A 24,758-nucleotide genomic window follows, 5' to 3' on the forward strand; every position below is an offset into this window, starting at 1 on the left:
ATTAACGGCTAGCGAAGGTATAATTTTTTTACTTAAAAATATTAATATCATTGTACGATCTCTCCAATCCACCTTCGTAAAAAACACTTATTATTTCTAATCCATCTTCATTGTAAAAAATCCAATTTCCATATCTATTTCCTCTCATATATTCTCCTTTTTCTTTTATATTCCCATTGGCGTGATAATATTCGAATTTACCATCTAAAGTGTCGTCTTTATATTCTTTCTTTAAAAGGACTTTTCCATCTTTATTAATGTTTAAATATTCACCGTGCTTTAAACCGTATTGATAATTATATATTTCCGTATAATCATTTATACTACTCTCCCATTTACCAGATTTTAAACCAGAAGTGTAATTACCACTGACTGATATAATTCCCATAGTGTTGTACTCTATAAATAAACCGTGCCTTTTTCCATTTTTGTAATTCTCCTTTCTCAATAATTTTGAATCTCTGTAATACCATATTTTTTCTCCATCTAGTTTTCCATCTAAAAAGTTTTCTTCTTGCTCTAAAACACCATTGGGATAATAGTACTTCCAAATTCCCTGTTTTTGACCATTAACATAGTTTCCACAAGAATTTAATTTATCATTTTTGTAGTATTTCCAAAATCCATTTTTTAAACCATTATCATCTATAATACCTCCTTCTTGTATTAAAATTCCATTCTCATAAACAAAACTCTTTTTTACTATTCCCCTTTCATCGTATTCTCTTTGAATTCCATCTAAATTTCCGTTAATGAGATTAGACTTTCTCTTTACAGACATATTGGGATAAAATTCTTTAGAAGTTTTTATTTTAGAAACTTCTCTGTTTTTTTTATCCAAAACTCCATTTATATACTTCTCTATATATAGTAATTTTCCATCTGGACCAAAAAATCTAAAATATCCATCCTTTAATCCATCATTGTAAAATCCCTTAGACTTAAATACTTTATCAGGATAAAAACTAATCCAAATTCCCTGTTTTTTATCATACATATTAAATCTATTTATGACTAACCTTTTGTTTAAAACACCACTTTTGTATTTGTAAATAGTTATAATATTTCCGTCTTTGTCGTATTCATACCCATCTCCATGTAATTCTCCATTTAGGTAGTTTAACTCTTTTTTTAATGTTTCATTTGTGAAATATTCCTTCAAGGTACCACTTATAATATTAGATTTAAAAGGGGTTTCAATGTGTATTTTATCATTTAAAAAAGAATGAGATAATCCATCCTTTTTACCATTTACATAAGTTATTTTTTCCTTTACAGAGGAATCTGAATTATAAAAAGTCCAAATGCTATCTAATACAAATGATTTTCTATTTCCTTCAGATTTTAAATTACCATTGGGATAATATGTTTTCCAATAACCATTTGGTTTTCCATTGTACATGAATCCTTCACTCATGATTTTGTTATCGGGGTAATAAAAAACTTTTTTTTCTATCTCTTGAGAAAAACAACAAATAGATATTAACTGTACTATAATTACATATATTGTCTTTTTAAATATAAAATTATATAATATTATATGGTCGCTCAATAAGTTAATAACTCTATAAATTGTAATGTTTATGAGGTATAAATACATCTATAATTAGTTGTAAAGTTGTTGATAAAATTATAATTATAAATCATATTTTTTTTGAATTTTAATCTTAAAAAATACTAATAACTATATTATTTATAATGTTTATAATTTTGTTTTAGTTTTTTTATTACAAGTTATGTACAACTTATTTACATGATATGAAAATTACAAATATTTCATTTATATCTTTAATTATCACACATCTTCTATTTGGATGTGAAAAAATCTCTATTGATAAAGTGGAGAGTTCTCCAAAGGATAATTTCAATGTTTTTTGCAGTGTTATAAAAAATAAATATTCCTTTTTGAAGGATAAAAATATTAATTGGGACAGTATAGTATCTGTTTACAAACCTAACATACACGATGGAATTGATAAAGTAGATGAATTTAATATTTACAAAGAAATGTTAGAGTGTTTAAAAGATGGACATGTAAATTTGACATCTAAATTTGATACATATAGTTACAGAACTTATTTTGATAATCCTACAAATTTTGATATTGATATTATTTTAAGAGGTTATCTGAAAAGAGATTTTAAGAGATTAGGAGGTTTTTCTTATAATGTAATAGATGGTAATTACGGATATATATACTACAGTAGTTTTATATCTTCTGTATCGGGTATAGATTATATTTTGAATTATATGGAATCTAAAAAAGTCAAGGGGATTATATTAGATGTACGCAATAATGGAGGTGGTTATCTTTCTAATGTATTTACCCTTTTAAGTAGATTTGCAGATAAGAAAAGAATGGTTTGGAAGGAATATTTTAAAAATGGACCTAGGCCAGATGATTTTAGTGATCCAGTTTATTCATATGTCAATCCACACAGCAATACTTACAAGAAAAAAGTTGTGGTTTTAACAAATATTTCATGTTATAGTTCCACTAGTTATTTTGCAACTGGAATGAAACAATTACCTAATGTTAGATTAATAGGTGATATCACAGGAGGTGGTTCTGGTTCTCCTGTTGGATATATTTTACCAAATGGATGGAGACTTAGATTTTCGGTTACTAAATCTTTAGATGCGTATGATTATAGTTTTGAGTTGGGTGTTGTACCACATGAAAGATTAAATATGAAAACTGATAATAAAAATTTGTATTCAGACTCAATAATTGAGAGGGCTAAAGTATTAATAGATAATAATTTTGATATTTAGATATGGTAAAGATAGGTGATGTAGAATTATGTGATTTTCCTATTTTGTTGGCTCCTATGGAAGATGTTACAGATTTACCTTTTAGATTTTTATGTAAAAAAAATGGTGCAGATTTGGTATTTACTGAATTTATATCTTCAGAAGGTTTGATAAGAAATGCTAAGAGGAGTTTTGAAAAGTTGTATATCAATGATGAAGAGAGGCCTATAGGTATACAAATTTTCGGTGGAAATATGGATTCTATGAAGATGAGTGCGGAGATTGTCGAGAGATATAATCCAGATATAATAGATATAAATTACGGTTGTCCTGTAAAAAAAGTGACTTGTAAAGGTGCTGGTTCTGCTATTTTAAAGGATATTCCAAAGATGGTTAATCTAACAAAAGAAATAGTTAATAGTACCAATATTCCAGTTACCGTAAAAACTAGGTTGGGTTGGGATGAAAACAGTATAAAAATAGTAGAAGTTGCTGAAAGACTGCAAGATGTAGGTATCAAAGCTATATCTATACACGGTCGGACTCGATCTCAAATGTACAAGGGAATAGCAGACTGGCATAGAATAGCAGAGGTTAAGAATAATCCTAGAATGTGTATTCCAGTTTTTGCTAATGGAGATATAGATACTGTAGAAAAAGTAAAAGAAATAAGAGATGTATTTGGCTTTGATGGAGCTATGATAGGCAGAGCTTCAATAGGTTATCCTTGGTTTTTTAAAGAGGTTAAACATTTTTTAAAGACGGGATTACACTTAAAAAATCCCACATTAGAAGAGAGAATATTAACAGTAAGAAGACATTTAGAAATGTCTATAAATCTAAAAGGAGAAAAATTGGGAGTTTTAGAAATGAGACGACATTACAGTAAATATTTTAAGGGTATAGAAAATTTTAAGGTTTATAGAATGAAATTGCTAACCATTGATTCTCCTGAAGATATTTATAATTTGTTAGAAGATATATATTTAGAATTAAAAGGGTAAACCTATATTTAAAAACATCAGTGGTTCTAAATTGTTTTGTGGTGATGTAGAGGCAGAAATTTCTATTGGTCCCAATAAGCTCTTATATATATAAGATATTCCTAATCCTATTATATTTAAGCTTTTTCTTTCTTCATCTTCTATATTGAAATTAAATAAATCGTATAAGTGGTAATTGCACAAAGCGTAATTTATTTCTGCTGATATTTGATGATTTTTCAAGAAGTCTAGATTTAATCCAAAATCTAGTTTTATAACATTTGGATAACTGTAAGATTGAAATTCTAAACCTAAAAAACTAGTGTTTTCAGCCCAATCTATTTTATTCATTCCTCCCATTCTCAATGTTTGTATGTTAGATTGAGTATTTATGATTTTTGAATAATAAAATGTATTGAATGAATTGGCAGAAAAATAAAAACCTATGTATTTATCAATTTTTTTAGATACACTCATTAATAAATTTATACTTCCACCTAAAAAGAAGGTGTCATCTTTTTGAGTTTTATTGTAAAATAAATTATAAGATGCTTTAGATTTAAATCCATTTGTATGGAAATACTTATCTTCGTAAGTATCTATTTCTGTACATAATTTAATATTAAGACTCCTTTCTTTAAAGAAGAAATATTTTCTATAATTCGATAATTTTCCTTTATCATTATCACTTATCAGTATTTCTTTTGCTTCATTTGAGTAGACTTGGTAATCTATATCAAGTCTAACACTTCCGAAGTAATAAATTGATTTTTTAAATGAAATTCCATTTGTTATAACTGAAAATATATTTGATACTTTATCTACTTTAAATTTATCAAATTGATTGACACTTCTACTCCTAATTATATCATTTGTAATTGATATTTTATTAAATAAAATATTTTGTTTTTCGAAAAAAATGCTTTGATAACTAGAATGTAAATCTAAATTAATTCCACCACCTATGTCAAAATTATAAGATATCAAGTATCTGGGTAAATAATAATATGTAAAATTATTATCAAAAATAAAGTCTGCAGATATGTTACTATTTTTAAACAAAAAATTATTATCGGTATAATTTACTAATAAACTAGTTCTAGAAACAGAATTATAGTTAAACCCTAGTTTTAGGTATTTATTTATTTTAGTTTTTCTTATATCTATGTATAGATCTTTTTCGTCTTCTTTTTTAGTGGGTAATAGTTTATAGCTTAGGTATCTAAATTTTTTAGTTGAATATATTTCATTTATATATTTTTTTAATTCACTGTAATTTATTTTTCTTTCTGTAGAGTTTATAAAATTCAATTCTTCTTTTACAAAATTTGTATTATCGTCATCATCACTATCTATATTAATATTTTTTATTGATATTTTTTTATTTATAAATGGTTTAGGAAAACTTTTGTCAATATTAAAATTATTAATTTCCTCACCCTTGTAAGATTTTTTTTGAATACTAGCTATATTTTTGAGTTCTTCCCATTTTTTTTCTGCTGCTATTCTTCCATTTCTAATAAACATATCTGTTTGATCAAAACTAGTTATGTTAGTATTTGTGATATCTGGATATATTATCAAATCGCATATTTTTCTTTGATATTCATTTTTTTCAGACATCTTAAAACTTATTATCTGATTGACAATTTTATATGCGTTATCGAGTTCTATTTTATTGAATAAATTTTCTTGAACATCTATTGCTATTAGGATATCTGCTCCCATATTTTTAACTTCTCTAGATGGCAAATTATTTGAAATACCTCCATCTACTAATACCATATCATCTATTTCTATAGGTGAAATAAATAGAGGATACGAACAACTAGCTCTTATTGATTCAGCTAGATTACCACTTTTTAGAACTACTTCTTCACCAGTTTCTAAATTTGTAGCTAGGCATAAAAAAGGTATTTTTAATTTAGAAAAGTCTTTTATTCCATGTACGTGATGTGTTTTTTCATTTAACCAAGATAAGAACATATAACCTTCTGTAAGACCTATTGGTATTGGAATGAAATTATCAATAGGTAGGCTTACTAAGTATCTATCATTTATTTTTTTATTAAAAACAGATAATTGTTCTCTAGGAATTATATCGTTGATATATACATTGTGATTATACACAAATTCTCTCATCATATTTTCTATTTCATCTAAAGAGTAACCTATAGAATACAACATTCCTATTATAGATCCAGAACTGGTTCCTCCTATATAATCTATTTTTATACCAGCTTTTTCTATTACTCTTAATGCACTTATATGACTGAGTCCTTTAGCCCCACCTCCACTTAGAACTACACCTACTTTTTTATAATTATTTTCTTGTCCAATTACATTTGATATTGTAAAGGGAAGTATTAACAAAAAAAATAGTTTTTTCATATAGTTTATTAAAGTGTATAAATTATAGATTAATACTTAGATAAAATATTTTCCAAATGTACGATTAACTAAAAAAATATTTAGATTTGTTCTTTATTTTAGGTGTAAATTTGGCGGTTTTAAAATAATTGGAGATGGATATAAAAGAAATACAAAACTTAATAAAGTTAGTTTCCAAGTCAGATGTTAGTGAGTTGAGTTTGGAAAATGATGGATTTAAGATAACTATTAAGACGAACAAAAGTATTGAAAATAATATTTTGTATCAAAATACCAGTTTGCATCCATCTGATTATCCTTCTATTATTTCACATCAGGATAATAAAACTCCTGTGATAAAAAGCGACATTGATACTGTAAAAACCGAAAAAGACGGTAAAAAAGAAAACTTATTGACTATAAAGTCCCCTATGATAGGTACTTTTTATAGAAGTCCTTCTCCAGATAAGGATATGTTTGTAAAGGTTGGAGATTTAGTATCTAAGGGAGATGTAGTTTGTATAGTTGAAGCTATGAAATTATTTAATGAAATAGAATCAGAATATTCTGGTAAGATAGTTGAAGTGTTAGTCGATAATTTAGCTCCTGTTGAATTTGATCAGCCTCTATTTTTAATAGAACCTTCTTCATAGTTATTTAATTTCATAATATAATCTTAATATATAGTATATAATTTTAATATATAGTTGTGTTTAAAAAAATACTCATAGCAAATAGAGGTGAAATTGCTCTTAGAATAATTAGAACAGTTAAAGAGATGGGTATAAAGACTGTCGCTGTATATTCCACAGCTGATAAGGATAGTCTTCATGTTCGTTTTGCCGATGAGGCTGTTTGTATAGGTCCTCCTTCTTCTTTAGATTCTTACTTAAACATACATAATATTTTATCTGCAGCGGAGATAACAAATGCAGATGCTATACATCCTGGTTATGGTTTTTTATCTGAAAATGCTAGATTTTCAAAAATTTGTGATGGTCATAATATAAAGTTTATAGGAGCTTCATATGATATGATACAGAGGATGGGTGATAAGGCCAATGCTAAAAAAACTGTACAGAAAATAAAAGTTCCTTGTGTTCCTGGTTCTGATGGAATATTATCTTCACTTTCCGAAGCTAAAAAAGTTGCAAGTAAAATAGGTTATCCAGTTATTTTAAAAGCTACAGCTGGTGGTGGAGGAAGAGGAATGAGGGTTGTGTGGAAGGAACAAGATTTAAAGGATCATTGGGATTCTGCTATGAAGGAGTCTTTAGCAGCCTTTGGGGATGATAGCATGTATATGGAAAAATTTATAGAAGATCCAAGACATATAGAGATACAAATAGCATCTGATTCTAGAGGAAAGGCTTGTCATCTCTCTGAGAGGGATTGTTCTATACAGCGTCGTCATCAGAAGCTTTTAGAGGAGTCACCATCTCCTTTTATGGATGAGGCTTTGAGAAAAAAAATGGGTGAGGCATCGGTTAAAATTGCCGAGAGTATAAAATATGAGGGAGTTGGAACTATAGAGTATCTTGTAGATAAGTACAAGAATTTTTACTTTATGGAAATGAATACACGTATACAAGTCGAGCATCCTATTACAGAACAGGTTGTAGATTATGATTTGATATGTGAACAGATAAAAATAGCTGCTGGTATTCCTATAAGTGGAAAAAATTATTTGCCTAAGAGACACTCAATAGAGTGTAGAATAAACGCTGAGGATGCATATAATAATTTCATGCCATCGCCTGGAAAGGTAACAGACTTACATATACCAGGAGGTAATGGTGTAAGAATAGACACTTGTATATATTCTGGTTATACTATTCCACCTAATTATGACTCTATGATAGCAAAGTTGATAGTAACAGATCAAGATAGAGAAAAGGCTATCAAGAAAATGAAGAGAGCTTTGGGTGAATTTGTAATAGGCGGAATAACAACTACAATACCTTTTCACAAACAGCTTATTAGAGATGAGCGCTTTTTAAGAGGTGAGTATACTACCAAATTTATGGAAGATTTTAAGATGAAATAAGTATTATATTTTATTCTATTTTTTTTGACTCGTGATATCTAGAATACAGTACATAACACATGGCAATACATGTGATGATCACTTATTGAACATATCTAGAGTTTGCAGAGCAGGAATAGATTGGGTACAGTTGAGATTAAAAGATATATCTGATAGTGATTATATAAGTACTGCTATAGAAGCCAAGAGGATATGTGATAGTTACAAGGCCAAGTTAATTATTAATGATAGAGCAGATATATCTTCAATAGTAGATGCCCATGGTGTTCATATAGGTCAAGGAGATATGCCCCTAAAGTATGTAAAAAAAGTATTAAAAGAGGGAAAGATAATAGGTTGCACAGCAAATACTTTTGAAGAGATTTGTTCTATATCGAAGAATCAAGTTGATTATATAGGATTAGGTCCATTTAAGTTTACTACTACAAAATTAAATATAGCTCCTGTTTTAGGAATAGACGGATATAATAGAATTATTAGTAATCTCAATAATTTTAAATTGCCTATTATCGCTGTCGGGGGTATAGAATTAGGTGATATAGAAGCTATAATGAAAACAGGTATTTATGGTGTAGCTGTTTCCTCTCTTTTAAGAGTTGATTCTAATTTAGAAGAAACAGTTATAAAAGTAAAAAAATATATTTCAAATGCTAAAGATAGCAGATAGATTATTTAAATCTCGTCTATTTGTAGGTACGGGTAAGTTCAGTTCTCATTTAGAGATGAGAAATGCTATTATATCTTCTGGCACTGAATTAGTGACTATGGCTTTAAAGAGAGTAAATCTAGACCATAGAGATGATGATATATTGAGTAATCTAAAAGATTTACCAGTAAATTGGTTGCCTAACACTTCAGGTGTAAGGGATGCTAAAGAGGCTGTTTTCGCTTCGAAGATGGCCAGGGAAGCTCTTGAAACAAATTGGATAAAATTGGAGATCCACCCTGATCCAAAATATCTCTTACCAGATTCTGTAGAGACACTAAAAGCTGCTGAACAATTAGTAAAAGATGGTTTTGTAGTATTACCTTATATAAATGCGGATCCAGTTTTATGTAAGAAGTTAGAAGATGTGGGGGTACAGGCAGTGATGCCTTTGGGTTCTCCCATCGGCACCAATATGGGTTTGAAGACTAGGGATATGTTAGAGATAATAATAGAACAGAGCAATGTGCCAGTTATAGTTGATGCTGGAATAGGATTACCTTCTCACGCTTCAGAAGCTATGGAAATGGGAGCGTCTGCAGTTCTTATAAATACAGCTATAGCTGTTTGTTCAAATCCTTCTCAAGTGGCTGAAGCTTTTAAAATGGCTGTTGAAGCAGGCAGGATATCTTATGAAAATCATAATATAAGGGTGTCTAAAATGGCAAATCCAACTAGTCCTGTTTCTATTTTTTTGGATGATATAGAATTATAATATTTCACAATGCTTAACAATACTGATTATACAGAGGATAATATAAAATCTTTAGATTGGAAACAACACATAAGAATGCGTCCTGGTATGTATATAGGAAAGTTGGGCGACGGTTCATCATTTGATGATGGTATATATGTTCTTTTAAAAGAGATAATAGATAATTCTATAGATGAATTTGTAATGGGAGGGGGAAATAGAATAGATATATCTATAGAAGGAGATAAAGTAAGTGTCAGAGATTATGGGAGAGGTATACCATTGGGAAAGGTAGCAGAGTGTGTATCACAGATAAATACTGGAGGAAAATACGACAGTAGAGCTTTTACAAAGTCAGTAGGTCTAAACGGAGTGGGAACAAAGGCCGTTAATGCTTTATCTTCTTATTTTAAGGTGGAATCTTTTAGAGAAAATGAGGTTAAGGCCGTAGAATTTTCTGAAGGGAAAATTGTTTTAGACAAGGATGTTGAACCTTCTGATACTAAAAATGGCACTAATATAGTTTTTGTGCCTGACACTGCTATTTTTGGCAATTATACTTTTAGGGAAGATTATGTAGAAAAGATGATAAATAATTATTCTTATCTAAATACATCTTTGACTATATCTTACAACGGTAAAGAATTTAGTTCTGACAATGGATTGAAAGACTTACTTACAGATGTTTTGGATGAAGGGGAATATTTGTATCCTATCATACATCTCAAGGGCGATGATATAGAGATTGCCATGACACACAGTTCTAAGCAGTACAATGAGGATTATTACTCTTTTGTAAATGGACAGAACACCTTGCAAGGAGGAACTCATCAGTCTGCTTTTAAGGAAGCAGTGTTTAGGACGATTAGAGATTTTTACGGTAAAAATTACGATTCTTCAGATGTTAGGAAGTCCATAGTTTCGGCTATATCTATAAAGGTTATAGAACCAGTTTTTGAATCTCAGACAAAGACCAAGTTGGGTTCTACAGAGATGGGAGCTGATTTACCTACTATCAGGAGTTATGTCAATGACTTTATAAGTAAGCATTTAAACGATTTCTTACATAAGAATAGTGAGGTAGCTAGTATTTTGCAGAATAAGATAATTCAATCAGAAAAGGAGCGTAAAGAATTAGCTGGTATACGAAAGATAGCTAGAGAGAGAGCCAAAACTATAGGTTTACACAACAAAAAATTGAGGGATTGTCGTCAGCATTACAACAAGGGAAATTCTCCATCTAGGTTAGATACTACTATTTTCATAACTGAGGGAAACTCAGCTAGTGGATCTATTACAAAATCTAGAAATGTTGAGACCCAAGCTGTATTTACTTTAAAGGGTAAACCTCTCAATTCGTATGGATTAACTAAAAAAGTTGTATATGAAAATGAGGAGTTCAATTTTTTGCAAGCTGCTTTGAATATTGAAAATGGAATGGAGGATTTGAGATATAATAATGTCGTTATAGCAACTGATGCTGATGTAGATGGGATGCATATAAGATTGTTGTTGATAACTTTCTTTTTGCAATTTTTTCCTGAACTTATAAAGGAGAGGCATCTGTATATTTTAGAAACACCTTTGTTTAGAGTGAGAGACAAAAAGAGTACAAGCTACTGTTACAGTGAAAAGGAAAAACAGAAGTGTATAAAAAAGATGAGGGCCGACGCAGAGATAACTAGATTTAAAGGTTTAGGTGAAATTTCTCCAGATGAGTTTAAGCATTTCATAGGAAAAAACATTCGTTTGGAGCCTGTGATAATAGATAAGCAGTATTCCATAGATAAAATGTTAGATTTTTATATGGGTAAAAACACCAACGATAGACAGTCGTTTATAATAGATAATTTAAAAATAGAAAAAGACTTAGTAGTATAGTTAAATCATCAAATTATAAAAGTTGTTTTAAACCTTAATTATTAAAAACATTTTTACACAGTAGTAAATAAATTTACACTAACTTCTTAGCAAAAACCTAAGTTATGAAACAGATTTTTAGAATATTGTGTTTACTATTTTTTAGTAGCCTTTGTTTTATAATTAATACTTCTTTCTATTATTCTGGAAAGAGTCCTAGTATTGTTACTAATACCTCCCCTCAAATCATAAAATTTGAAATAGTAGATGTTGGTGGAAAAGTTATAAAAAAAATATGTGATATAGATCAGGGAAGATCGGATAATTATTCTATTCAAATAACATATATAGGGGACTTTTCAAGTGTTAGAAAATTAATTGTTAAAAGTGCTAAGCTTAGCGGTGGTAGTAGTACAGTATCGAGTTGGGATATAAGAGATGATAGTGAAGATGTCAAAGAAATAGTTATCATATCAAATGCTCATAGAGGATTTGATAAGGGAAGTACTGTTTACAAACAGTCTATAAATTTTCCAGAACTACTTGTAGGCAAACACAAAATGCAGATTAAAGAGGTCACATCTTCAGGTTCTGAAAAGTCTGGTGGTGTAACACAAGAATACACAGATATATTTGAAATTATCAAAAATCTAGATCAGCCTACTATTGCTGAAGGAACAGGAATAACAAATGAAAAGGAGCTTTATGTTGCTCCTAATGAGAATACCACTTTAACATCCTCAGAAAAAGATGCTAGTTTTTCAGGCGAAATAGCATACGAATGGTATAAAGATGATCAAAAGATAAAAGACAATAGCAAGTCTGTTTCAGTAGGAGCAGGGAAGTATGAAGTGCTCCATAAGATAGTTAGATCTAAAATCTCAGAGATTGAATGCGACTCTCCAAAATCTTATCCAGTAACAGTAAAAGAATACTCTGTAAAGATTGGAGTAGATCCCGGAAATTGCGATATAGGGATAAAATTAACTGCTAATGTTGATAAGCTCCTAACTGGATATACAGCTGCATATCAGTGGACAAAAGATGGTCAAGATATTAGTATTAATGGAAAAAGCAAAGAATATACAATAACTGGTACTGATAAAAATGATACAGCTCAATTTTCTGTAAAGGTAAGAATAACTAAAACTGATGATAATACTGTAGTTTGTGAAAAAGTAGAACCTAAAGAACCCTTTGATTTTTCAAAGCCAACTATTGAGATAAAGACCAGTTCCAAAGAAAACAGGTTGTGTAAACCTAATCCTTTTACTAAAAATAAATATAGTATTACGGTTTCTGCTACAGACTTAACAGAAGCTAAAAATGAATTAGAAACAGGGGTAAAGGTAGGGAGCTCAGATATTAAAAATGTAAAATGGTTTAAAGATGATGCCGAAATCAGTGAAAAAGTCGTTCCGTTAGAAGTAACTGAACCTGGAAAATATAGGCTAGAATTAGATATAGGGGATAATCATTGTACAGCTCTAAAAAGCCAAGAGATAGAGATATTAGAGCCTTTAGATTTAAAAGTTAGTACAAAGTTAGGAAACAACTATTTATGCGGAGGAAGTAATACTCTAAGTGTGAGTTTTGATGGAGAGGCTTTTGCTTCGGCTAAGGATGAAGATTTCAAATGGTATAAAATAGCTGCTCCTGCTCCTGCCGCTGCCGCTGCTGCTCCTCCTGCCGCTGCCGCTGCTCCTGCCGCTGCTCCTGCGGCCAAGCCTAAAGCTTCTAGTATTCGTACATTAGGCGTATTTTTCGGTTCGTTATTTACTACAGCTGCTAAGATAGGTGCTGGCGCTGTTGTTTCTACTGTTAGCCCAAGTTTAGCTAAAAACTTAGGTTTAGATAAAAAATCTCTTAATAGAGATCTTAAAAATATGGCTACATATATTGATGCTACTGCTGTTGGCGGAACTCTTGTAGCTGCAGGCAAGACTTTTGCTCCTACAGAAATAGGCAGATATTACGTTACAACGGAATTACTGGGGCCTGAGGGCTGTGTAACATATAGTAATTCTATAGATATAGTAGAAATGCCAAATCCTACTATAGAACCAGCTAATCCTGAGATAATGTGTGGTAAACCTCTTACATTAGAAGCAAAGACTACAGTAACAGAAGAAGTAGATTATGTATGGGAAAAGAGGAATGATGATGGTTCTCCTAATACTGCTAGTAGAGAAATTTTAAGCTCTACTAGCTCCTTAGTAGTAGGAGGAGACACAGGCAATGGCTCTGGAACCTATATGGTAAGTATAGTTACTAAAAAAGGTTGTAGTAAAGAGGCTGAAGTAAGAGTCACTAGTGGAAGAAGAACATTTCCAGCAATAACATTAACGTCATCAAGAATAGCAACATGTGCAGAGTCAGATATATTGTATTCTAAGATAACCTATGCTACAACTTTGAGAGCTATTGCTCAAGGTCATCTTGCTGGAGGAGAATACAGATGGTATAGAAATAAAGTTGAGATACCTAATGAGAATACAGAAAGACTTGAATTAGAAGAATTCCGCTCTGGAGACTATGAAGTGTCATATGTAGATGGAAACTGTAGTTCGGATCTGTCTAATGCTGTTGAGGTTAAGCCTGAAAGTTTAGAAGCTCTTATCTCAGCCACCCATTCTGGTTTCTTGTGTGAGGTAGAAAAACAAATTACCATAACAGGAAATCCAATGATAGGAGAAGGAGAAGGAACATATCAATGGTATAAAGACAATGAGCTTATTCCTGGAGCGACTAGTAGTACATATAAAACGGGTGAACTTGGAAAATACCATTATATATTTGATCACAAAACAGCCAGATGTAAGATAAAGAGTAAATATCTAGAAGTACAAGAATCGGATATAGGAGTATATGATCCAGTGAGATATTTAAAGAGAGGAGAATATACATCTTTTGTGGCTTATGGGGGGAAAGAACACTTTTGGAATACAGGAGCGAAATCATATAGCATCAAAACTAATCCTGTATATGAGGACAGAGAATATATAGTAGATATCACTTCTGAATATGGCTGTAAAAAGAGAGTTGTGTGTAAGGTGATAGTAGACAAAGGCTTAAGTAATATATTGACCAATCAAGATAATTGGAGCATTCCTGAGGAATATAGAAAAGATAATATAACTCTTTACATCTACGATAGGATTGGTCGCTTGATTTACGAAAAAAGGAATTATGACAATAGTTGGTCTTTTGAAGGGAAAAACGGCGGCACGTATTATTATATTCTTAGAATAACGAAGGATGGCAAGACTACAGATATAAATGGCTATATAACAGTTCTTAGATAAATTGATTTTGACTAAACAAAATCCTAATTCCTAAATCTTCAAGCTCAATTACAAGTATTTATTTTAAAAGGGTTTAAGGGTTAAAACTATTCATTTTTTTTGCTTCTGTAGTTGTTATCTAACAAAGAAGTTCTTAACTCTTATTATTCATAGTTACCTTTCAATATTGGGTATAAAGTGTTAATTTTAAAAGGTTTTAATCAAAAATTCACCACTTTAGATATAGCCCAAAAATGAGGAATAAAAACACATTATTTTATAGAGGGAAAACTTTTGTTGAGTTAACTTTTTTCATCATCAGAAATTAGCTCTGATGGATCTTTAATCATGCTTGAAAAATTAGAACGAGATCATAAATTGATTCATTATTACAGTAAGTTTTTGCCTGATACTCGAGACTCTAGATTTATTACTTATACCAGAAAGCAACAGTTAAAGCAAAGGGTTTATATGATCATGTTAGGCTATCAAGACGCCAATGATCTTAGTCATTTACGGCATGATCCTTTATTTAAAGATGTTCTTCAAGGTGATTTGGCCTCTCAACCCACTATATCAAAATTTGAGAATAGCTTTGATAAACAGGCTGTTTTTAATTTTTGTAATGCGTGGTTATACAAATATGTTTCAAATTTATCTGGTCGCAAGAGAATAGTTATTGACGTAGATTCAACCGATGATCCAACTTATGGCAGTCAACAATTGTCAATGTTTAATAGTTATTATGGTCAATTCATGTACAATGAACTATTTTTTTCATGATAGAAACACCCGACAGATTATTCTTCCTGTACTCCGTCGAGGAAACAGTCATTCTAATAAATGGTATGTGAGTATTTTAAGGCGAATAATTATGAAAATACGTGAGAGTTACCCAGATATGAAAATAATTATTAGAAGTGATAGCGGCTTTAGCTGCGCCGCTTTTTACCAATTAGTAGATGATTTTGATTTACTATATGTGACAGGTATAGCGAGCAATGAAGTTTTAAAAAGAAAGGTATCTCGGTCAAAAAATGCTGTAAAAAAATGTATTTAACCTGAGTTCGATTAATAATTTACTTAAATAAAGCACTTGAAAGCCTTTAATTAACTGGGATTAAAGAGACTCGTATTTGTGATAAATCGAGTGTTTTTTTGCGCAAAAAATTGTTAAATTTCTATTAAATCGTCTTATAAACACACAAAAGAGACAAAAACTAAAAAGGGTATTTTCTTAAATTCCAATAAAATCAAAGGGTTTGAGTGATTTATTAATCGAACTCAGGTATTTAGATCATGGAGAGAAGCACCAACATTTTATCAGTTTCAGGTACAAAGCTAAGAGTTGGCACAAGCCTCAACAGTGCTATTCTAAAGTTGAGAGTACAGGATTAGGGATGAATATAAGGCATTTTTCTAGTAATATTCCCCAAAAGAATGCTAGAGAAATTTACTTTGACTTTTATGTTAAAAGAGGCGATTCAAGTGAAGATAGAATTAAAGAAGTTAAAAATATGTGTTTTTCTGATCGTTTGTCAAATCATAGTTTTCTTGCTAATTTTTTTCGACTTATGATAAGTAGTCTTGCCTATGAAATGTTTTTATTACTGAAACAGAAGATAAAGAAAACAAGATTTGAAGTAGCAAAAAAATGGTTAATCAGTTCAAATAGAACTTATCTTTTGAAGGTAGGAGCAATGATTAAAATTACCAAAAGGCGAATCTATTACCAGTTATCTAAATTTTTTGTTTACAAGGGTTTATTTCGGGAAATTATTACCCAGTAACGATTGTTTATTTGTGAAATTAACAACCTTGGGATAGTTACGTTCTGTCGTTAAAAAACCATGTAAAAACACTAAAAAAGAGCATTGTCATCCTAAAAAAAGGTGCAAAAAAACGACAAAGAAGATGAGTTCTCTTCGATTAGTAAAAAAGTTAAGGAAAAAATATCACGTCTAATCTATTTTAATATGACTATGAATAATGCGGGTTAATATGACTGTGAATAATGCAGGTTAATGTGATTTGCTAAAGGAGCAAATCAATTTTCACTATGCTTTACTCTATAATGCCTTTATAACCATAGTTTGCCAAGCCGTCATATTGTACTTTCTTTACTTGTTCTACTTTCTATAACAGGCATTATTACTGATGACAAACAGTTTTTTGTAATTTATGTATAAATTCCCCCTTTCTTTAACATGTCAAATAAAGGAACTTTTCCTCCTGACCCTCGTTCCCTTTTTTTCTTAACTCTTTTAGCTTCAAAATAACTCTCACCTAATTCTATTTCTTATTGGTTAAAGGTTTTCTTCTTCGTATTTTTCAGTAAGTAATTTACAAGCGTAATTTGTCAAAAATTTTGTTGATAGTATAGCGATTTACATCAGTCAATTTACTGCGTTTTTTTGATTGCCATATCTAGGAAAAATGACCGTAAAATAGACCTGAATTCTACCTCAGAAATTCTCAAACGAATTATATGCTTATTTTTTATAGATAATATAAGGGGCTACGCACATGTAAAATTATCTTAAGTTGTCTTTAGCCTAATTTTATAAAGTTTTTCAATAGCACTGTTTTATATAACTTTTTCCTTAAAATCACTTGCGTTTAAAACATGACTTATCTAATTCTATCCATTCTTCGTTAAAAACCCTTTTTTGTTTTTATATCTTTAAATAGTTTCACGTGAAACTATTAGTCGTTATATGGTTTAATTAAAGGGAAAGTTTTTTTAGTATTTGGTTTTGAGTAGCTATTGTGTTTATATAATTCTCTTTAAGATTAAGGTATGTTTTTTTTAATTAGGGCAGGCAAATAATGAATATCTTCTTGTGAAAAGAAAAACTTTTTATCATATGGCTGTATTTTGCGGGGCTGCAGCTTTTTAAACAAAGACCATTTAATAGTTTCACGTGAAACTATTAGCGCCCCATGTAAACCAAAAGAATGCTTATGTCTGAAGGGGATACCCCACTAATTCTAGATGCTTGAGCTATAGTCTTAGGTTGTGTTTTCATTAACTTTTCTTTAGCTTCACTAGACAGAGAAGGCAGCTTATCATATTCGAAATGAGAAGGTATTTTTATATCTTCTAGCCTGTCTAGTTTTTCAGCATTTTGTTTTTCTCTGTCTATATAACCTTCGTATTTAATTTGAATTTCAACTTGTTCTAATATTTCAGAGTTTAGGTTATTCTCTTCTGCAAAAGAGTTGATTTCACAGAATCCCATCATATGATCGATATTTATCTGAGGTCTAGATAAGATACTTGCCGCTTTTTGCTTTTGATTTACTGGAGATGACTCTCTCTCTTTTAATAACTTATTAATATCATCTTTTTCTAGACTTTTGTTTTTAATAAATGATATAGTTTTATTAATCTTGTCAAATTTCTCATCTAATTCTTTTAGTCTTTTTGTAGAAGCTAAGCCTATTTCATGACCTAATTTGGTAAGTCTTAAATCTGCATTATCTTGTCTTAACAGAATTCTGTATTCTGCTCTAGAGGTAAACATTCTATAAGGCTCCTCTGTGCCCTTTGTTATCAGATCATCTATTAAAACTCCAATATAAGCTTCATTTCGTTTTAATGTAAAGGGAGCTTCGTCTTTTATCTTTTTAACAGCATTAATTCCAGCCATCAAACCTTGAGCCGCTGCTTCTTCATATCCAGTAGTCCCATTTATTTGTCCAGCAAAGTATAAGTTTTCTGTAATTCTCGTCTCTAGGGTGCTTAGAAGCTGAGTGGGAGGGAAATAATCGTATTCTATAGCATATCCAAATCTAAATATTTTTACCTTTTCAAAACCAGGTATTTGTTTTAGAGCTTCTATTTGTGTCTCCTTAGGCAAAGAGGTGGAAAAGCCATTTACATAGGTTTCAACAGTATTCCAGCCTTCAGGCTCTACGAATATTTGATGTCTCTCTCTCTCGGAAAATCTATTTATTTTATCCTCTACAGAAGGACAATATCTAGGCCCTACCCCGTCTATTTTATTTGTGAACATAGGGGATTTAGAAAAACCTGTTTTTAGTATTTCGTGTACGTTTTTATTCGTATAAGTTATAAAACAACTTTTTTGCTCTTTTAACTCCGGAGTCTTTGTGAAAGAAAATTTTCCTGGGTTTTCATCTCCTTTTTGCTCTTCCATCTTAGAGAAATCTAAAGACCTAGCGTCTACTCTCGGAGGAGTTCCCGTTTTCATTCTTCCGTGAACAAAGCCCAGAGATATGAGTTGTTTAGTTATTCCTTTAGATGAAGATTCCCCCATTCTACCTCCCCCAAAATTGTCTTGTCCTATATGTATAATTCCATTTAAAAAAGTTCCGTTAGTGAGGATTACAGATTTTGATTTTATCTCTATACCTAAGCTAGTTTTTACACCTTCTACTCTATTATTTTTTATTAATAGCTCTGAAACCTTTTCCTGATAAAAGTCTAAGTTTTTAGTTCTCTCTAGAGTTGAGCGCCATTCTTCTGCAAAACGCATCCTGTCTGACTGTGCTCTAGGGCTCCACATAGCTGGCCCTTTAGATCTATTTAACATTCTAAACTGTACCATTGTTTTGTCTGTTACTATCCCCGTCTGCCCTCCTAAGGCGTCTATTTCTCTTACTATTTGTCCCTTTGCTATGCCTCCAATTGCTGGATTACAAGACATCTGAGCTATATTTTGAAGACTCATAGTAACCAATAGGGTTTTAGCCCCTAGATTTGCTGCAGCTGCAGCTGCCTCTGATCCTGCATGACCAGCACCTACAACTATTACATCGTATTCGTTAAACATTTTTTAATTTGGAAATATGTGATTTGTGTTAAAAATACCTACAGATAAGTAGAAATAATCTCACTTGCTATGTAGAAATCCTCCTTTTCTCTCATCAGTTTTTTTTCTTTAGGCTCTTTGTCTTTATATCCTATAAAGTGTAATATTCCATGAGAAATGACTCTAAACAATTCTCTGTTGAAACTCTGATTAAAAGTATTCATATTTTCCTTAACTCTATCTATACTTATAAAGATATCCCCTGATAAAATATTCTCAGAAGAGTAGTCAAAGCTAATTATATCAGTATAATAATCGTGATTTAGATATTTTAAGTTTATTTTGAGCAAATCTTCATCATTACAAAATATATAATTTATCTCTCCTATATTTTTTTCTTCCTTTTTTGCTATATCGTTGATCCATTTAGTGATAATGTTTTCATCACATAATCGAAATTCTTTTATTTGATAAAAAAAGTTTATCATATTTTGTAGGCTAATGCATTTAATTCTAATGCTAGAACAGGAGCTTTTTTATACAACAAACGCAGAAAAAACATTTTTTCTGCGTTTTGAAAAGTCATATCAAAAGTATAGTAAAATGTTTATTTTACCTCCTCAAAATCTACATCTTCTATATCCGTTTTTTTATCATCTCCAGATTTTTGATTTTCACTTTTGGTATTACCACTAGCCTGTTGAGCTTTCTGCAAATCTTCATAAGCTCCTTTTAAAGCCTCTTCTAAGCCTTTTGAAGCTTCATCAATACTAGTTAGATCTTTACTCTCGTGAGCTTTTTTCAATTCAGCTAGAGCCGCTTCTATAGAAGTTTTTTTATCCGCAGGTATCTTATCTCCTAATTCATTGATTTGCTTCTCTGTTTGGAAGATAAGAGCATCAGCTTGATTTAGCTTATCGGCTGTCTCTTTAGATTTTTTATCAGCTTCGTAATTAATCTCAGCATCTTTTTTCATCTTTTCTATTTCCTCTTGGGTCAATCCAGAAGAAGCTTCTACTCTTATATCTTGACTTTTACCCGTAGACTTATCCTTGGCTGTTACGTGTATCAATCCGTTAGCGTCTATATCGAAAGTAACTTCTATTTGAGGAATTCCTCTAGGTTGAGGAGGTATTCCGTCTAAGTGAAAACGCCCTATAGTTTTGTTGTCGCTTGCCATAGGTCTCTCTCCTTGTAAAACGTGTATTTCTACTGATGGTTGATTGTCTACAGCAGTCGAAAATGTCTCAGACTTTTTAGTCGGAATAGTAGTGTTAGCTTCTATCAATTTTGTCATTACTCTTCCCATGGTTTCTATTCCTAAAGATAAAGGAGTTACGTCTAGAAGTAATACATCTTTTACATCTCCAGTTAGAACACCACCCTGTATGGCAGCTCCTATAGCTACTACTTCATCTGGGTTTACACCTTTGGAAGGAGATTTGCCAAAGAAGTCTTCCACCACTTTTTGTATAGCTGGTATACGTGTAGATCCGCCCACTAATATTATCTCATCTATGTCTGAAGGGTTTAATTCTGCATCAGAAATAGCTTTTTTAACAGGTTCTAAAGAGCGAGAAATCAAGTCGTCTGATAATTTCTCAAAATGAGACCTAGTCAGATTTTTAACCAAATGTTTAGGGCCTGAGTCTGTAGCCGTTATATATGGCAAGTTTATTTCTGTAGAAGTGCTAGAAGAGAGCTCTATCTTAGCTTTTTCTGCTGATTCTTTTAACCTCTGCAAGGCCATAGGATCTTTTCTCAAATCTATCTTTTCTTCATTTTGGAACTCATCGGCTAACCAATCTATAATTACTTGATCAAAATCATCTCCTCCCAAGTGAGTATCTCCATTTGTAGAGAGCACTTCAAATACTCCTTCATCTAATTCTAGTATAGATATATCAAAGGTTCCTCCCCCTAAATCGTAAACGGCAATTTTTCTCTCAGATAATTTTTTGTCTAAGCCATAAGCTAAAGCAGCTGCAGTAGGTTCGTTTATTATTCTTCTCACTTTCAATCCAGCTATTTCTCCAGCTTCTTTTGTAGCTTGTCTTTGAGAATCACTGAAATACGCAGGAACGGTAATTACAGCTTCACTAACGGTTTGACCTAAATAATCTTCAGCCATTTTTTTCATCTTTTGAAGAATCATAGCTGAGATTTCTTGAGGAGTATATAGTTTTCCATCTATATCTACACGTGTTGTGTCATTATCTCCTTTTACTAGTTTGTAAGGCATTTTTCCTGCTTCCTCTTTGTTGGAAGAGTAACTATCTCCTATGAACCTCTTAACAGAGTAGATAGTTTTAGTAGGGTTAGTAACGGCTTGTCTCTTTGCTGCATCTCCTACTTTCCTCTCTCCGTCTTTTACAAATGCTACCATAGAAGGAGTGGTCCTCTTGCCTTCTTGATTAGGAATTACTACAGGGTCGTTGCCCTCCATTACAGATACGCAAGAGTTTGTAGTTCCTAAATCAATTCCAATTATTTTACTCATAATTTTAGTTTTTATTAATTATTCTTTATGTTCTGTCAATATAGAATCAGAATAAGCAAAAATTATGCCGCTATATCTATTGACAATTACACATTGCCATATTTAATATTTTAAGTATTTGAGATAATGCACACATGACACTATGTCATGGTTTTTTTGCTAATTATAACAAAAGGAGAACTGCTAAACCTAGTTAGGTCATTACATTGCTTAATAAAAAGACTTTGAAATAAAAAACAATTAGTTGTCTTGTTCCTTAAATGGACACGTTATAATCTCTCAGAGCATCATTAAGAGAAGTCTTTTTATTTGTGCTCTCTTTTCTTTTTCCTATTATAAGCGCACAGGGAACACTATAGTCGCCTGCGGGAAAACTCTTAGTGTAAGAACCCGGAATAACTACAGAACCTGTAGGAATTCGTCCCTTTAGATATACTGGATCCTTTTGAGATACATCTATAATTCTTGTAGAAGAAGTCAATACTACATTAGCCCCTAAAACAGCTTCTCTCTCTACATGAACACCTTCTACAACTATACATCTAGATCCTATAAAGACATTGTCTTCCACTATAACGGGAGATGCTTGTACAGGTTCTAAAACGCCACCTATGCCTACGCCTCCACTAATGTGAACATCACTACCAATTCTAGCACAACTACCCACAGTAGCCCAAGTGTCTATCATTGTTCCTCTATCTACATAAGCTCCTATGTTAACATAACTAGGCATTAAGACAACGCCTGGAGAAACATATGATCCATAGCGAACTACCGCATTGGGAACTACGCGAATGCCCTTATCAGCATATTTGCTCTTCAAAGGAATCTTATCATGGTACTCAAACATGCCGACCTCATGAGTCTTCATCTCTTGAATTACAAAGTATAGAATAATAGCTTTTTTAATCCACTCATTAACTACCCAAGAATCGCCTACACGACCAACTACATGCAATACGCCATTGTCTAAACCAGAAATAATATCTCTAATAGAGTTTTTTACATCTTCTTTTTTTAGTAATTCTCTGTCTTGCCAAGCTGATTCAATTATATTTTTTATTTCTTCCATATTCAAAGGATTAATGCCCGACAAATATACTATAACGCTGTGCTAAAAAGACCTAGTCTTTTGACATAAAAACATAACTTCGCAGTATTCCATCCGTTTAATACCTAGAATTATGAAAGTAGAACAGATATTTACAAAGTGTTTATCTCAAATGACTTATTATATAGAATCTAAAGGAGAAGCTGCCGTGATAGACCCTTTAAGAGACCCAAGCCCTTATTTAGAAAAGCTATCTGAAGATAAGGCTGAACTAAAATATATCTTCCTAACTCATTTTCATGCAGATTTTGTAGCGGGTCATGTAGATCTATCTAATGAGACGGGAGCGGTTATAGTCTACGGGCCCAATGCTAACACCAGTTATGATTTTCACGAGGGAAAAGACCTAGAAGAGTTCTGTATTGGAGATGTAAAACTAAAACTGCTTCATACTCCTGGACACACTATGGAATCTTCTTCATATTTGTTAATAGATAAAGACAAAAAAACACCTTATGTATTCACTGGCGACTGTCTCTTTATAGGAGAGGTAGGCAGACCTGATTTAGCTGTTAAAAACGGTTTGACTCAAAGGGAACTAGCTGGATATCTCTTTGATTCTCTAAGAGAAAAAATCATGACATTAAGCGATGATACTGTTGTATATCCTGCACATGGAGCTGGATCAGCTTGCGGAAAAAATATTAGCAAAGAAACTTACGATACTATAAAAAATCAAAAGGAAACTAATTACGCCTTGAAACAAGACTTGAGCAAAGAGGAGTTTATACAAAAAGTGACAGAAAACATCCCTCCTCCTCCAGATTACTTCAAGCACAATGTAGATATGAATAAAGGGATAAATGATCAATACACAGATATAATACAAAGAGGCACTAGAGCTTTAAGCTTAGAAGAATTTAAATCTCTATCAGAAAGAGAAGATGTATTGGTAATAGATACTGTATCCAAAGAAGATTACACCAAAAATGGTTCCATTCCTGGGTCTTGGTATTTCGGCATAGACGGGACTTTTGCCCCTTGGATAGGAACATTAATTCCGAATATAAAACAGAAGATAGTTTTCTTGGCAGAGGGAGGTCGAGAGAGAGAAGTTGTTATGAGATTATCTAGAGTCGGATATGATAACTGCATAGGTTATTTGCAAGGAGGTATAAATACTTGGATTGAAAATGGAGATAAAGTGGAAAAAATAGAATCTATCTCTGCTGAAGAATTCGTCGAAAAACTGAGAGATAAAAAAGTAGAAAATGTAATAGATGTTAGAAAAGAAAAAGAATACCAATCTCTACATATTTCAAATTCAAAAAACTTGCCTTTAGATTTTATTCATAGCAATTTTGCTCAAATCAATAAGAAAAGAAAAAACTTTGTGCACTGTAAGGGAGGGTATAGATCACTAATAGCTTGTTCTATACTAAAGTCCATGGGAATAGATAATGTCGTAGACATAAAAGGGGGATTTGACAAGTTAAAATCCATTCCAAATGTTTCCCTATCTAAAGTTTAGATAACTGTTCCATCTAAACTTATCCAATTTTTTTAGGTTTAAAAATAATTTTAAGCCCTTAATCCCATTAATAACCTGAGTTAGAGTGATAATTTGTTTAGTAAAAACTCTTTAAATTCTTGAATTAACTAGGATTAAAGAGACTCGTATTTGTGATAAATTGACTGTTTTTGTGCAAAAAGTGTCAAAATTCCATTAAA

General features: G+C 31.5%; 18 protein-coding genes and 1 pseudogene. 12 read left to right on the plus strand and 7 right to left on the minus strand.

Features of this window, described 5'->3' with window-relative positions:
- Nucleotides 1-28 precede the first annotated feature (28 nt).
- Entirely contained in the window at nt 29-1,417 is a 1,389-nt protein-coding gene (locus tag JBKA6_RS01985; RefSeq protein ID WP_172843093.1) for a toxin-antitoxin system YwqK family antitoxin, read from the minus strand.
- 341 nt (nt 1,418-1,758) lie between these two features.
- On the opposite strand from JBKA6_RS01985, the gene JBKA6_RS01990 reads away from it, so the two are divergent.
- Together JBKA6_RS01990 and dusB are read left to right on the plus strand one after the other, a co-directional pair.
- Nucleotides 1,759-2,775, plus strand: a complete 1,017-nt coding sequence (locus tag JBKA6_RS01990; RefSeq protein ID WP_096685355.1) for a S41 family peptidase — start codon at nt 1,759-1,761, stop codon at nt 2,773-2,775.
- Nucleotides 2,776-2,777: 2 nt separating this feature from the next.
- On the plus strand, nt 2,778-3,758 hold the full coding sequence (gene dusB, locus JBKA6_RS01995) for a tRNA dihydrouridine synthase DusB (RefSeq protein WP_096685357.1): 981 nt from the start codon (nt 2,778-2,780) through the stop codon (nt 3,756-3,758).
- Here the strand turns inward: dusB and JBKA6_RS02000 are convergent.
- Nucleotides 3,747-6,128 carry a patatin-like phospholipase family protein gene (locus JBKA6_RS02000; protein ID WP_096685359.1) on the minus strand — a complete coding sequence of 794 codons (2,382 nt, stop codon included), beginning with the start codon at nt 6,126-6,128 and terminating at the stop codon, nt 3,747-3,749. The two genes, dusB and JBKA6_RS02000, sit on opposite strands and share 12 nt — an antisense overlap.
- Before the next feature lie 134 nt (nt 6,129-6,262).
- Between JBKA6_RS02000 and accB the strand changes: the two genes are divergently transcribed.
- From accB to JBKA6_RS02045, 9 genes are all read left to right on the plus strand, one after another.
- Complete coding sequence (accB, locus tag JBKA6_RS02005) at nt 6,263-6,760, plus strand: acetyl-CoA carboxylase biotin carboxyl carrier protein (RefSeq protein WP_096685361.1); 498 nt, start codon at nt 6,263-6,265, stop codon at nt 6,758-6,760.
- 56 nt (nt 6,761-6,816) lie between these two features.
- Nucleotides 6,817-8,154, plus strand: coding sequence for an acetyl-CoA carboxylase biotin carboxylase subunit (gene accC / locus JBKA6_RS02010; protein ID WP_096685363.1), 1,338 nt, complete (start codon nt 6,817-6,819; stop codon nt 8,152-8,154).
- Nucleotides 8,155-8,185: 31 nt separating this feature from the next.
- The gene (gene thiE, locus JBKA6_RS02015; protein WP_096685365.1) at nt 8,186-8,821 is read left to right on the plus strand and encodes a thiamine phosphate synthase; all 636 of its coding nucleotides are present in this window, start codon (nt 8,186-8,188) and stop codon (nt 8,819-8,821) included.
- Nucleotides 8,802-9,575: a thiazole synthase gene (locus tag JBKA6_RS02020; RefSeq protein ID WP_096685367.1), complete on the plus strand. Its 774-nt coding sequence runs from the start codon at nt 8,802-8,804 to the stop codon at nt 9,573-9,575. The genes thiE and JBKA6_RS02020 overlap by 20 nt, the downstream gene beginning before the upstream one ends.
- Nucleotides 9,576-9,584: 9 nt before the next feature.
- Nucleotides 9,585-11,435, plus strand: a complete 1,851-nt coding sequence (locus tag JBKA6_RS02025; RefSeq protein WP_096685369.1) for a DNA topoisomerase IV subunit B — start codon at nt 9,585-9,587, stop codon at nt 11,433-11,435.
- A gap of 104 nt (nt 11,436-11,539) precedes the next feature.
- Nucleotides 11,540-14,719 carry a T9SS type B sorting domain-containing protein gene (locus JBKA6_RS02030; protein WP_096685371.1) on the plus strand — a complete coding sequence of 1,060 codons (3,180 nt, stop codon included), beginning with the start codon at nt 11,540-11,542 and terminating at the stop codon, nt 14,717-14,719.
- 327 nt (nt 14,720-15,046) lie between these two features.
- Nucleotides 15,047-15,481 (plus strand): transposase, encoded by a 435-nt coding sequence (locus JBKA6_RS02035; protein ID WP_096685373.1) that lies wholly within the window; start codon nt 15,047-15,049, stop codon nt 15,479-15,481.
- On the plus strand, nt 15,462-15,758 hold the full coding sequence (locus tag JBKA6_RS02040) for a transposase (protein WP_157776878.1): 297 nt from the start codon (nt 15,462-15,464) through the stop codon (nt 15,756-15,758). The genes JBKA6_RS02035 and JBKA6_RS02040 overlap by 20 nt, the downstream gene beginning before the upstream one ends.
- Nucleotides 15,759-15,960: 202 nt before the next feature.
- The gene (locus JBKA6_RS02045; RefSeq protein ID WP_157776879.1) at nt 15,961-16,488 is read left to right on the plus strand and encodes a transposase; all 528 of its coding nucleotides are present in this window, start codon (nt 15,961-15,963) and stop codon (nt 16,486-16,488) included.
- A gap of 260 nt (nt 16,489-16,748) precedes the next feature.
- Here the strand turns inward: JBKA6_RS02045 and JBKA6_RS07685 are convergent.
- The 5 genes and pseudogenes from JBKA6_RS07685 to JBKA6_RS02065 form a co-directional block, all read right to left on the minus strand.
- Nucleotides 16,749-17,210: pseudogene (locus JBKA6_RS07685) on the minus strand (IS1595-like element ISIse1 family transposase); the annotation flags it as partial.
- A 421-nt stretch (nt 17,211-17,631) separates the two neighbouring features.
- Nucleotides 17,632-19,497 (minus strand): tRNA uridine-5-carboxymethylaminomethyl(34) synthesis enzyme MnmG, encoded by a 1,866-nt coding sequence (mnmG, locus tag JBKA6_RS02050; protein ID WP_096685379.1) that lies wholly within the window; start codon nt 19,495-19,497, stop codon nt 17,632-17,634.
- A 38-nt stretch (nt 19,498-19,535) separates the two neighbouring features.
- Complete coding sequence (gene ybeY, locus JBKA6_RS02055; protein ID WP_096685381.1) at nt 19,536-19,964, minus strand: rRNA maturation RNase YbeY; 429 nt, start codon at nt 19,962-19,964, stop codon at nt 19,536-19,538.
- A 119-nt stretch (nt 19,965-20,083) separates the two neighbouring features.
- Nucleotides 20,084-21,976 carry a molecular chaperone DnaK gene (dnaK, locus tag JBKA6_RS02060; protein WP_096685383.1) on the minus strand — a complete coding sequence of 631 codons (1,893 nt, stop codon included), beginning with the start codon at nt 21,974-21,976 and terminating at the stop codon, nt 20,084-20,086.
- Nucleotides 21,977-22,232: 256 nt separating this feature from the next.
- Complete coding sequence (locus tag JBKA6_RS02065) at nt 22,233-23,048, minus strand: 2,3,4,5-tetrahydropyridine-2,6-dicarboxylate N-succinyltransferase (RefSeq protein WP_096685385.1); 816 nt, start codon at nt 23,046-23,048, stop codon at nt 22,233-22,235.
- A gap of 112 nt (nt 23,049-23,160) precedes the next feature.
- On the opposite strand from JBKA6_RS02065, the gene JBKA6_RS02070 reads away from it, so the two are divergent.
- Nucleotides 23,161-24,558: an MBL fold metallo-hydrolase gene (locus JBKA6_RS02070; RefSeq protein WP_096685387.1), complete on the plus strand. Its 1,398-nt coding sequence runs from the start codon at nt 23,161-23,163 to the stop codon at nt 24,556-24,558.
- Nucleotides 24,559-24,758 lie beyond the last annotated feature (200 nt).

Origin of the sequence: Ichthyobacterium seriolicida, assembly GCF_002369955.1 — a bacterium.
Lineage (GTDB): Bacteria > Bacteroidota > Bacteroidia > Flavobacteriales > Ichthyobacteriaceae > Ichthyobacterium > Ichthyobacterium seriolicida.

Coding starts and splice junctions, on each gene's coding strand:
- JBKA6_RS02020 (WP_096685367.1), top strand. CDS start 8,802: ATGCTAAAGATAGCAGATAGATTATTTAAATCTCGTCTATTTGTAGGT.
- JBKA6_RS02040 (WP_157776878.1), top strand. CDS start 15,462: ATGAACTATTTTTTTCATGATAGAAACACCCGACAGATTATTCTTCCT.
- ybeY (WP_096685381.1), bottom strand. CDS start 19,964: ATGATAAACTTTTTTTATCAAATAAAAGAATTTCGATTATGTGATGAA.
- dnaK (WP_096685383.1), bottom strand. CDS start 21,976: ATGAGTAAAATAATTGGAATTGATTTAGGAACTACAAACTCTTGCGTA.
- JBKA6_RS01985 (WP_172843093.1), bottom strand. CDS start 1,417: ATGAGTGAAGGATTCATGTACAATGGAAAACCAAATGGTTATTGGAAA.
- JBKA6_RS01990 (WP_096685355.1), top strand. CDS start 1,759: ATGAAAATTACAAATATTTCATTTATATCTTTAATTATCACACATCTT.
- dusB (WP_096685357.1), top strand. CDS start 2,778: ATGGTAAAGATAGGTGATGTAGAATTATGTGATTTTCCTATTTTGTTG.
- JBKA6_RS02025 (WP_096685369.1), top strand. CDS start 9,585: ATGCTTAACAATACTGATTATACAGAGGATAATATAAAATCTTTAGAT.
- JBKA6_RS02000 (WP_096685359.1), bottom strand. CDS start 6,128: ATGAAAAAACTATTTTTTTTGTTAATACTTCCCTTTACAATATCAAAT.
- JBKA6_RS02035 (WP_096685373.1), top strand. CDS start 15,047: ATGCTTGAAAAATTAGAACGAGATCATAAATTGATTCATTATTACAGT.
- mnmG (WP_096685379.1), bottom strand. CDS start 19,497: ATGTTTAACGAATACGATGTAATAGTTGTAGGTGCTGGTCATGCAGGA.
- accB (WP_096685361.1), top strand. CDS start 6,263: ATGGATATAAAAGAAATACAAAACTTAATAAAGTTAGTTTCCAAGTCA.
- JBKA6_RS02065 (WP_096685385.1), bottom strand. CDS start 23,048: ATGGAAGAAATAAAAAATATAATTGAATCAGCTTGGCAAGACAGAGAA.
- JBKA6_RS02030 (WP_096685371.1), top strand. CDS start 11,540: ATGAAACAGATTTTTAGAATATTGTGTTTACTATTTTTTAGTAGCCTT.
- JBKA6_RS02070 (WP_096685387.1), top strand. CDS start 23,161: ATGAAAGTAGAACAGATATTTACAAAGTGTTTATCTCAAATGACTTAT.